7 protein-coding genes are annotated in these 9,881 nt (G+C 46.8%); 3 read left to right on the forward strand and 4 right to left on the reverse strand.

Annotation, left to right across the window (positions count from 1 at the left end; all coding sequences use genetic code 11):
- Positions 1–182 precede the first annotated feature (182 nt).
- The gene (locus IBX48_RS09005; RefSeq protein ID WP_296833484.1) at positions 183–944 is read left to right on the forward strand and encodes an SDR family oxidoreductase; all 762 of its coding nucleotides are present in this window, start codon (positions 183–185) and stop codon (positions 942–944) included.
- Between the two features lie 40 nt (positions 945–984).
- Here the strand turns inward: IBX48_RS09005 and IBX48_RS09010 are convergent, their stop codons facing one another.
- Both IBX48_RS09010 and IBX48_RS09015 read right to left on the reverse strand, forming a co-directional pair.
- Entirely contained in the window at positions 985–2,166 is a 1,182-nt protein-coding gene (locus IBX48_RS09010; RefSeq protein ID WP_296833487.1) for a DEAD/DEAH box helicase, read from the reverse strand.
- A 214-nt stretch (positions 2,167–2,380) separates the two neighbouring features.
- Complete coding sequence (locus IBX48_RS09015; protein ID WP_296833490.1) at positions 2,381–2,671, reverse strand: DUF2892 domain-containing protein; 291 nt, start codon at positions 2,669–2,671, stop codon at positions 2,381–2,383.
- Between the two features lie 147 nt (positions 2,672–2,818).
- Between IBX48_RS09015 and metH the strand changes: the two genes are divergently transcribed.
- Positions 2,819–6,538, forward strand: coding sequence for a methionine synthase (metH, locus tag IBX48_RS09020; RefSeq protein ID WP_296833493.1), 3,720 nt, complete (start codon positions 2,819–2,821; stop codon positions 6,536–6,538).
- A gap of 84 nt (positions 6,539–6,622) precedes the next feature.
- Here the strand turns inward: metH and IBX48_RS09025 are convergent, their stop codons facing one another.
- Entirely contained in the window at positions 6,623–7,858 is a 1,236-nt protein-coding gene (locus IBX48_RS09025) for a tetratricopeptide repeat protein (RefSeq protein WP_296833496.1), read from the reverse strand.
- A complete protein-coding gene (locus IBX48_RS09030) occupies positions 7,855–9,375 on the reverse strand; it encodes an adenylate/guanylate cyclase domain-containing protein (RefSeq protein ID WP_296833500.1) in 1,521 nt (506 codons plus the stop codon). Before IBX48_RS09030 ends, IBX48_RS09025 begins: the two co-directional genes overlap by 4 nt.
- A 324-nt stretch (positions 9,376–9,699) precedes the next feature.
- Between IBX48_RS09030 and IBX48_RS09035 the strand changes: the two genes are divergently transcribed.
- On the forward strand, positions 9,700–9,843 hold the full coding sequence (locus IBX48_RS09035; RefSeq protein ID WP_296833503.1) for a 2Fe-2S iron-sulfur cluster-binding protein: 144 nt from the start codon (positions 9,700–9,702) through the stop codon (positions 9,841–9,843).
- Positions 9,844–9,881 lie beyond the last annotated feature (38 nt).

The following is a 9,881-nucleotide window of genomic DNA, read 5'->3' on the forward strand; positions in this document are numbered from 1 at the left end:
GATAACCACCAGGCCTGGTGCTTTACTCGTTTAAGTCTTTAAGCTTGTTCTTGTTGTTTCAAATCAATTGTATTTCTGCCTCTAAAGAGTAAGATTATTAAATACCTAGTGGTGATGGGTGGGGCGAAATTCGCTATCAAAGACCCGTTGTTTAAGGTTAATCTCACATAAGGAGGAGGCATATGTCTACTGAATATACCGATAAAGTTGCCGTGATTACGGGCGCGAGTTCTGGGATTGGGTTTGCTACGGCGCAGGCGTTTGCTAAGCAAGGCGCTAAAGTTGTGATTGCAGATGTACAAACCGAGAAAGGTGAGCAGGCGGTCGCGGCGATTAAGCAAGCCGGGGGTGAAGCCAGCTTTGTTAAAACCGATGTGTCTGACCCAAGGCAGGTTGAAAGCCTTGTGGCGCAAACCATCGCGACTTATCAGCGTTTGGACTTTGCGATTAATAACGCAGGCATTGATGGTGATCGCGCACCGACGGCGGATTGTACCGAGGAAAATTGGGATCGAGTGATTGATATCAATTTGAAAGGTGTGTGGTTATGCATGAAAAATCAAATTCCGCAGATGCTTAAACAAGGCCGTGGTTGCATTGTAAATATCGCTTCTATCGCGGGCGTAGTTGGGTTTCAGAATATGCCGGCTTATTGCGCGTCTAAAGGCGGCGTGATCCAACTGACTAAAACCGCTGCACTGGAATACGCTAAACAAGGGGTGCGCATTAACGCGGTTTGTCCGGGTGTGATTAAAACGCCGATGGTGGCGGGTTTGTTTGAGAAAGACCCGAAAATGGAAGAAGTTTTAAACGCGGGCACGCCGATAGGTCGTTTAGGATCGCCTGAAGAAATCGCCTCGGCGATTTTATGGCTGTGTTCTGAACACGCGGGCTTTATGATCGGCCAACCGGTGATTATGGATGGCGGCTTTACGGCTCAGTAACAGGTTTATTCTTTAACAACCACCAGGCCTGGTGACCTGGTTATTTCAGATGTTTTGGGCGGTAGTTCAAAATAGAAATAGGTACGATTTTTCTAACCGGAAAAGCGTCAACTTCTTTACGCTGAATCACTTTACCTAGCAGGCTTTCAATCGCGCAGAGGTTTTTGAAGTCGTCTTTTGAGACAAACGAGATGGCTTCTCCCGAGGCGCCTGCACGCCCTGTTCGGCCTATGCGGTGAATATAATCTTCTGCAGGATAAGGTAGGTCGTAATTCACCACGCGACTCAAACCATCAATATCAATACCGCGTGCGGCAATACCTGTGGCGATTAAAAAGCGCAAATTTCCGGCTTTAAAATCCGCCAATATTTTTTCGCGAACCGCTTGGCTTCGCCCACTGTGAATCGAGTCGGCGACAATGCCGCGTTTACCAAGCTGCTCGACCAATTTGGCAGCGGAGTGTTTTTTCTCGACAAAAATTAGTGCCTGATCCCACTGCTGTTCAATAATGAAATAACTCAATAAAGCCGACTTTTGATCTTTATCCACCGTAATTAACCACTGGTTAATTTTGGGCGCGGCTTTTTTATGCGGTGAGATGGTGATTTCGGCAGCGTCATCATAAACCGTATCGGCTAAATAACGCACATCGTCGGTTAAGGTCGCAGAAAATAGCAGGCTTTGGCGATGGCCTGGCAGACGGTCGATAATTTTATTGAGGTCGTTGATAAAGCCCATATCCAGCATTCTATCGGCTTCATCGAGCACCAGAATTTCTAGGTCATCAAAAAACAACGCACGCTGATAAGCCATATCTAAAAGCCGGCCTGGCGTGGCGACCAAAATATCGACACCTTTCTCCAGCCGTTCTTTTTGCGCCTGGGAATCAACACCGCCATAAACGGCTAAAGAACTCAGGTTTAGATACTTGGCGTACTGCGCAATATTGACTTCAACCTGAACCGCAAGTTCACGCGTGGGGGTCAAAATCAGCGCGCGGATGGATCGGCCACGTAATTCGCCTTCGGCACTGAGTTTTTCTAAGATGGGCAAAACAAAGCTCGCGGTTTTACCGGTTCCGGTTTGCGCGGCGGCCATCAGATCCCGACCGGATAAAATAATCGGGATCGCCTGCTTTTGGATGTCGGTGGGTTGGCGATAGCCCAGTTCTGACACGGCTTTTAAAATAGGCGCGCTTAGTCCAAGTTTTGAAAATGACATATGAAACCTATGTAAACCTTTGTCGTAATGAATGGGGCGAGGCAAATGGGCGGGAAATCTATCGGGTAATTATAAAGCAATGCAGACCTTAAGGAGCGTTGTTATTTTTGGTGCTTTTTAGCGGGTCGTTCTGAGACTAGTCGAAGGATCTTTTAGCCAGTTGGGCGGTACTTCGTTTCACTCAGAAGCACCCAGGCCTGGTGGTGCGGTTTATTTAATCTTTTTTGGAATCTGAACAGCCGCAACCGGATTCGTTTGTGCTTTTGTCTTTTGGTGTGTCGCACACTACGCCACAGGCGACACATTCGCCGCGTGCGTTTTTAAACATCGGGCAAAAACCACTAAAACTCGCCTGAATCGCGTTGGCGGCCATGGCTAACATAATCCAGAAAATCCAGTTTTCGGTTAAATCAATTTGGCCTAAAAAATGCGCCACAATGACTAACACCACCATCATCATTGCAAAAAACCGTAATGGACGATTGCCTCTTACTACACTGCTCATAAACCTTCTCCTTGTGTTAATTTTAGTTATATTACAAACTCCCCCATGTTTCAGCAAGCACTCAATACCTGTGTTTAACCAGGCGTTTTGGTAGGAATTGAGTTAAAATATTCCACTTTGATTTAAACGCACAAACGGAAGTCTATTATGAGTCCACGATTAGAACGCATTGCCCAACTTAAAAGCCTGCTAACAGAGCGCGTAGTCGTGTTAGACGGCGCGATGGGGACGATGATTCAAAACCTGCAATTGTCTGAGGACGATTTCCGTGGCACGCGTTTTGCCGATTACCACATGGATATCAAAGGCAATAACGATATTTTGGTGTTAACTCAGCCGCCGTTAATTCGCGATATTCATTTAAGCTTTTTGCGCCAGGGCGTCGACCTGCTTGAAACCAATTCGTTTAACGCCACTACGATTGCGCAGGCCGACTACGATATGGAATCGCAAGTGCGTGATATTAACCTGCACGCCGCTCAAATCGCACGCGAAGCTTGTGAGATCGCACAAAACGAAGACGGCAAACCACGTTTTGTCGCTGGGGTGCTCGGCCCAACAAACCGCACCGCTTCGATTTCACCGGATGTAAATGATCCTGGCTTCCGTAATACACATTTTGATGAATTGGTTGAGGCTTATGTACAAGCCACCCAAGCTTTATTAGACGGCGGCGCGGATGTAATTTTGATCGAAACCATTTTCGATACACTGAACGCCAAAGCCGCGATTTTCGCGGTTAAACAAGTTGAAGACACACTGGGCGAAGAAGTGCCAATTATGATTTCTGGCACCATTACCGACGCCTCAGGTCGTACGTTATCCGGCCAAACCACCGAAGCCTTTTACAACGCGATTCGCCACGCGAAGCCTTTAAGTATCGGCTTAAACTGCGCACTTGGCCCTGCCGAATTGCGCCCTTATGTCGAGGAACTCAGCCGTATTTGTGAAACCTATATTTCGGTTCACCCAAATGCCGGTTTGCCTAACGAATTTGGTGAATACGACGAAACCCCCCAACAGATGGCCGCCGAGGTGCAGACTTGGGCCGAACGCGGTTGGTTAAACATTATCGGTGGTTGTTGCGGCACCACGCCCGATCACGTGAAAGCCATGGCAGATGCGGCTTTAGCCCATCCAAGACGTGAGATACCCACGCCAAAAATCGAGTGTCGTTTATCCGGTTTAGAACCGATGAATATTGGCGATTCTAGCCTATTCGTTAACGTGGGTGAACGTAACAACGTCACAGGTTCGGCCTTGTTTAAACGTTTGATTATTGAAGATAACTACGAACAAGCGGTCGAAATCGCGGTTAAACAGGTCAACGATGGCGCGCAAGTCATCGACGTTAACATGGACGAAGGCATGTTGGATGCCAAAGCTTGCATGTCTCGTTTCTTGAACATGCTAGCCGGTGAACCCGATGCGGCGCGCGTGCCGGTGATGATCGACTCGTCAAAATGGGAAGCGATTGAAGCTGGTCTTAAATGCATTCAGGGTAAAGGCATTGTTAACTCGATCTCGCTAAAAGAAGGCGAAGCCAACTTTTTAGCCCAAGCCAAGCTGATCCAGCGTTATGGCGCGGCCACCATTATTATGGCGTTTGACGAAGACGGCCAAGCCGACACTTTTGAACGCAAAAAACAAATTTGTAAACGCTCGTATGATTTGTTGGTCGCCAACGGCTTCCCGCCGGAAGACATTATTTTTGACCCAAATATTTTCGCTATCGCGACCGGCATAGAAGAACATAACAACTACGCGATGGACTTTATTAATGCAGTAGATTGGATCAAGAAAAATCTACCACACGCGCTGATTTCAGGTGGCGTATCCAACGTATCCTTCTCTTTCCGTGGCAATAACCCGGTGCGTGAAGCCATCCATTCTGTTTTCCTTTATTATGCCATCCAAAAAGGCATGGACATGGGGATTGTTAACGCCGCGCAAATGGCGGTGTACGACGACCTAGACCCGGAATTAAAACAAGCCGTTGAAGATGTGGTGTTGAACAAAGATTCCGGTGCAGCAGATCGCTTGCTTGAAGTCGCGGAAAAGTTCCGTGGTGACGGCTCAGTACAATCAAAAGAATCCGATTTAAGATGGCGCGAAACCGACGTGGTCAAACGTTTGGAGCACTCGCTGGTTAAAGGTATCACCGACTTTATCGAAGCCGACACCGAAGAAGCACGCACCACATTAGGTTCGCCTTTGATGGTAATTGAAGGCCCGTTAATGGATGGCATGAACGTAGTGGGCGACTTGTTTGGCGCGGGCAAAATGTTCCTGCCCCAAGTGGTCAAGTCTGCGCGTGTCATGAAACGAGCGGTGGCCTATTTACAACCTTTCTTAGAAGCGGAAAAATCCACTGGCCAAGCCAAAGGTAAAATTGTGATGGCGACCGTTAAAGGCGACGTGCATGACATTGGCAAAAACATTGTGGGCGTGGTGTTGCAATGTAATAACTTTGACGTGATCGACCTAGGTGTAATGGTGCCGACCGAAAAAATTCTCGACACCGCCATTAAAGAAAACGCCAATGTAATCGGCTTGTCTGGCCTGATTACGCCGTCGCTGGAAGAAATGGTAAACGTCGCTAAAGAAATGCAACGCCGAGGCATGAACTTGCCTTTATTGATTGGTGGTGCAACCACATCGAAAGCCCATACCGCGGTGAAAATCGAACCACAATACGATTTTCCGGTGGTCTATGTTAAAGATGCCTCACGCGCGGTGGGCGTAGCACAAAGCTTGATTTCGAATGATCTAAAAGTCGATTATGCCGCCAAAATTCGCGAAGAATATGAGCAACTGCGTGAAGAACGTAAAGCACGTTCTAAACAAGTTAAACGCACGCCGCTCAATAAAGCACGCGAAAACCCGATTCCGATTGATTGGACAAACTACACCCCGCCCAAACCTAGCTTTTTGGGCACCAAAGTGTTTGACGATATTCCGTTAACGGCGTTATTGGATCGAGTCGATTGGTCACCGTTTTTCCAGTCTTGGGATTTGCACGGTTTGTATCCACGAATTTTAGACGACAAGCTAGTGGGCGAAGAGGCACGCAAAGTGTTTGCCGACGCCAAAACCATGCTGCAAACCATTATTAAAGAAAAATGGTTAACCGCGCGTGCCGTCATAGGTTTTTATCCAGCCAACTCTGTGGTTGATGATATTGAGCTTTACGAAGACGACCAACGTGAAAAGGTGCTAACGCGTTTACACAACTTACGTCAACAAGCCGAGAAAAAACCGGGCCAATACAACCAATGTTTAAGCGATTACATCGCCCCCAAAGCCAATAAACAACAACCAGGCCTGGTGCTTGAAGATTACATTGGCGCGTTTGCGGTCACCGCCGGCATTGGCATTGACGAACACATTGCACGCTTTGAAGCCGCGCATGATGATTATCAAGCCATTATGCTCAAAGCGTTAGCCGACCGTTTGGCCGAAGCCTTGGCGGAATATATGCACGAAAAGGTGCGTAAAGAATTCTGGGGTTACGCGGCTGATGAACAGCTATCCAACGAAGAAATGATTAAAGAAAAATATCGTGGTATTCGTCCGGCACCCGGTTATCCGGCCAACCCAGAACATACCGAAAAAGGTACGCTTTGGTCGTTGCTAAAACCGGATAGCGAAATCGGTTTGGATTTAACCTCCAGCTACGCCATGACACCGACGGCGGCGGTTTCAGGCTGGTATTTTGCGCATCCAGAAAGTAAATACTTCGGTGTCGGTTCAATTGGCCGAGACCAAGCTGAAGATTACGCCAAACGCAAAAACTGGACCATCGCCGAAGCCGAAAAATGGCTCGCCCCCAACCTAGGCTACGACCCAGAAGATTTTGCAAACTAGTTGAATTAGTTGGCCAATAGGACGGTTTAATTTTATTTATTGATAGCGGAATGTCTCTGACCACCAGGCCTGGTGGTCAGCTATTTAGCGGCTTAACATCTCTATGGTTTCGCGGCGTTTATTAATGCGCACTACATAGGTTTTACAAATCTGGTTATCCGGCTCAACGATTAACACCATTTCAAAACGCGCCAACGCTTCGTCAAACCGGTTTTGGTTAAAATACAACTCACCTTCTTTTAACAGTCTGGCACTATTATGCTTAATCGTTTTATTTACATCGGCTTTAAGCGCCAATGCGTCTGGATGTTTTGGGTCATCAATTAATACCGCCCCAGCTTGATTAAGCGCTTGAATATAGTGGCCTTGCTTTAATAACTGGCGACCCTGCGTGAGTTTAACTTGCGCATTTGCTTCTCTATGTTGTTGGCGTAGGTCGGCCAATAAGTTTTGCGCTGGTTGATAGTTTCTCTCAGCCGCTAAGGCTCTTTTTAGATAACCTTCTGCTTTTTGAGTTTGATTCGCCGCCAATGCATTTTTAGCCAAAGCGGTTAGGTAAATCGCATCTTTGCGTTTTTGCAATTGAACCAAACCGCGTGTCGCCTTTTGTTGCGTCACGCTAAAGGTTTGGGCTTTTTTAAACTCGGTTTCGGCGGCTTTAAGATCGTTTCGGGCGAACGCTTCTCTGGCTTGGCGAAGGTGAACCATGCCGATATTCTTTTCCTGACTTTCTAGCTCATATTGTTGGAGCAAATATTTAAACGCCTGTCGATGGTCATGACGCAGATTTAAAACCTCATTAACCGCTTGATCACGCTGATGACGTTGTGTGTTTGAAAGATGTTTTTGACTTAAAAACTGATTTAGCTGGGCTGTTTTTTCCTTTAAAAGCGCAGTATTTTTCGGATCTTTCAACAAGACATCATAGTGTTGTTGTGCATCTTCATAATGAGGATCCAGCTTTAACACTTGGTTAAATGCTTTTAAAGCAACTTGCTCATTATCTTGTGTAAAAGCGCGTTGTGCTCGGACGTAAGCGGTTTGACGCTCGTTTTTAATGCGGTTTTTCAGGTTTTCCACTTGCGCGGGATCAATCCCGGAAATGTCACCAAAAAACAGGCCTTTTTCGTATTCTTCCTGCGCTTTCGCTAGAAACCCTTTCTGCTCTAGAAACAACGCGCGCTCACGGTGGTCTTGCGCTTGTTCGATCACTCGTTCGTAAAAGTCGAGTTTTTGTTCTGGACTTAACGCCATAAAAACAGGGGCGCAACCAGTTAAAAATAGCATGGCAACCAGCACAAAGCTGATCAACTTATTCACGGCTTAGCCTTTTGAACGGCCACCACCGTTAATGGCTGACTGAATCCCTTAACCTGAATGGATCGCTCAGAATTGACGCTTAACTCACTTGCCGATTCGGCAAACAAGGCTTGTTGGATTAACACTTCGCCCGGTGCGGCTTCAGAACATAATCTGGCGGCTAAATTAACGGACGCACCGATACTGGTGAAGTCCATCCGATCGTGTGAACCCATATTTCCCACGATCACCTCACCACGATTAATGCCGACACCAACATTCACCGTCAGCTGCTGAGCTTTGGCGCGAACCCTATTTTCCTGCGCAATGGCTTGTTGAATCGCGACGCCGGCTTCAAGTGCTCGTTGCAAATCGCCTTCGCCTTCAAAAGTGGCCATGATTTCATCGCCGACAAACTTATCGATATCACCACCATGTTCACGAATAATAATGGTCTGCAAGTCTAAATAATGATTGATGATCGCCACCACTTCTTCTGGCGCGCGATGCTCACTTAATGCGGTAAAGCCGCGAATATCACTAAATAATAAGGTTTGGGTTCGATAACGCCCACCCAATATCATCTGCGCGGAATCATCCTGGATTTGGCTCATCGCCGAACCAGATACAAACTTACTCATACGCTGATGTTCTCTTAATCCTTTCAGCATCTTATTAAATTCATCAGACAAGTCTTCGATTTCATCATTGGTGGTGATGTCGAGTTTGGTATTTAAGTCACCCTCCGCAACCTGTTTGGCGGCTTGCGAAACTCGTAAAATTGGCCGTGTTAAACGTAACGAGAACCACCAGGCCAGCACAATCGACAACGCCAGAATGCCCAGGGTGATCAAGCTAGAAATTTGCGCGGCGTGACGAACTGGGCCTAAAATCGCGGCTTGGTCATAATGCAGAACCACCGCGCCGACCACGTGTTTTTGCTCGCCCACATTAAAAACCACTGGCCTCACAAAACGGATCGCCTGGGCGGCTTGGCCATTCTCGTTATAAGTCACCGTGTCACGTAAAATTTGGCGATCTTGACTGGCTAAAATTTGGCTGACTAAGTTGGCTTCCTCTAACGCGTCGCGCTGCTCCATGAATCCGGCAAAATAGTTAAAACTGGGTTGCGCTTGTTTGCGTTCATACACATAAATCGAGATGTCCAAAAATCCATCCATTCGGGCTTCTTTGGTTTCTTTTAGCATTTCTAATAGGTTGATGCGATTCGCATAAGTTCTTTCAACAATCGCGTTAAATGAGGCATCGGCAATTCTGGCGACCGCCATTTGCCCAACTTCGTAGGCTTTCTCGGTTAATGAACGCTCTAGCAATTGAGTTAAAAAGTGGCTTAATAAACCCACGGCAACAAAAACCACCAGCACCATCCCACTGATAATCTTGAGCTTCAAACCACCTTGACGAATTAAGCCTCGATAAATATTCAGTCCCTTGCGAGCCAGTTGACGATAAACGCCCACCCCACCTAATAACTTGAAGGTCTGTTTTAGTTGTTTAAATCGGTTGTGGTTAAACATCTCAAGCCTTATTGGGTAACCATTTTTTTAAACAAATAGCACCCAATGAAGCTGGGTATCCAAGGTTTTTGTTTTGTATGTCAGAATGCCTGGGTTGTCGACAATCACTTTTTCGACTTATGTCCCACTAATTAGCGGCTAAAACTTGTTCCTATCATAAAGACGACATGCCTTATCGGTGTTGCGCATTATAGGGATCAGGATCTGAATTAATAGACCTATAAATACCTACTCATTAGTGGCTAAAAATATTTTTATAACACCAGGCCTGGTGATTATTAAGTTTATTGAATACTATAAAACCATCAGATCAGAGGGGTTGTCATGCTAAAGCTCATCGTAAATGGAATACAACTAGCCGTTGAAGAGGGCGCCACCTTACTGGATGCAACCAAGGCGGCGGGCGTACATGTGCCGACGCTTTGCTATCATCCTCGCCTACCTTCTCACGGTGTTTGGTGGACGTGAGTAGCGAAAAACGCCCGCAACCCGCTTGTATTACCCCA

The organism is Thiomicrospira sp. (genome assembly GCF_014859555.1).
In the GTDB taxonomy this organism is placed as follows: domain Bacteria; phylum Pseudomonadota; class Gammaproteobacteria; order Thiomicrospirales; family Thiomicrospiraceae; genus Thiomicrospira.

Excerpts from the sequence above, each read along its gene's own strand:
- IBX48_RS09005 (WP_296833484.1), top strand. The coding sequence starts at position 183 with ATGTCTACTGAATATACCGATAAAGTTGCCGTGATTACGGGCGCGAGT.
- IBX48_RS09010 (WP_296833487.1), bottom strand. The coding sequence starts at position 2,166 with ATGTCATTTTCAAAACTTGGACTAAGCGCGCCTATTTTAAAAGCCGTG.
- IBX48_RS09015 (WP_296833490.1), bottom strand. The coding sequence starts at position 2,671 with ATGAGCAGTGTAGTAAGAGGCAATCGTCCATTACGGTTTTTTGCAATG.
- metH (WP_296833493.1), top strand. The coding sequence starts at position 2,819 with ATGAGTCCACGATTAGAACGCATTGCCCAACTTAAAAGCCTGCTAACA.
- IBX48_RS09030 (WP_296833500.1), bottom strand. The coding sequence starts at position 9,375 with ATGTTTAACCACAACCGATTTAAACAACTAAAACAGACCTTCAAGTTA.
- IBX48_RS09035 (WP_296833503.1), top strand. The coding sequence starts at position 9,700 with ATGCTAAAGCTCATCGTAAATGGAATACAACTAGCCGTTGAAGAGGGC.